This is a genomic window from Massilia aurea (genome assembly GCF_024753205.1).
Lineage (GTDB): Bacteria > Pseudomonadota > Gammaproteobacteria > Burkholderiales > Burkholderiaceae_D > Telluria > Telluria aurea.
Window position 1 is genome coordinate 1 of the sequence record NZ_JANUGZ010000043.1, and the last position, 448, is coordinate 448.

1 protein-coding gene is annotated in these 448 nt (G+C 61.2%); it reads left to right on the forward strand.

Annotation, left to right across the window (positions count from 1 at the left end; genetic code table 11):
- Positions 1 to 448 (forward strand): AMP-binding protein (locus NX775_RS23960; protein WP_258838260.1); only part of this gene is annotated, 448 nt, incomplete at both ends.

Consider the following 448-nt stretch of genomic DNA (forward strand, 5'->3'; position numbering starts at 1 on the left):
CCGCGGAACTTCCACGCCCTGCTGTGCCGCGAACGCGTCACCGTACTCAACCAGACCCCGACCGCATTCCGTCACTTGATTGCGGCCGATGCGCAAAGCGACCTGTCGCACTGCCTGCGCTGCGTCATTTTCGGCGGGGAAGCACTGGAACTGCACATGCTGGCCCCTTGGATCGCACGCCATGATCTACAGCGTACCCGCCTGCTCAACATGTATGGCATTACCGAGATCACCGTACACGCCACGTTCCAGGAACTGTCTAGCAATGACATCCTCGGACCGCATAGCAGCATAATCGGCAAACCGCTTCCCCATCTGCGCCTTTATATCCTCGACCAGTCACGTCAGCCAGTACCGATCGGCGTCACGGCCGAACTGTATGTGGCAGGTGCCGGCGTCGCACGCGGCTACCTGAACCGGCCGGAACTGACCGCCGAGCGATTCGTCG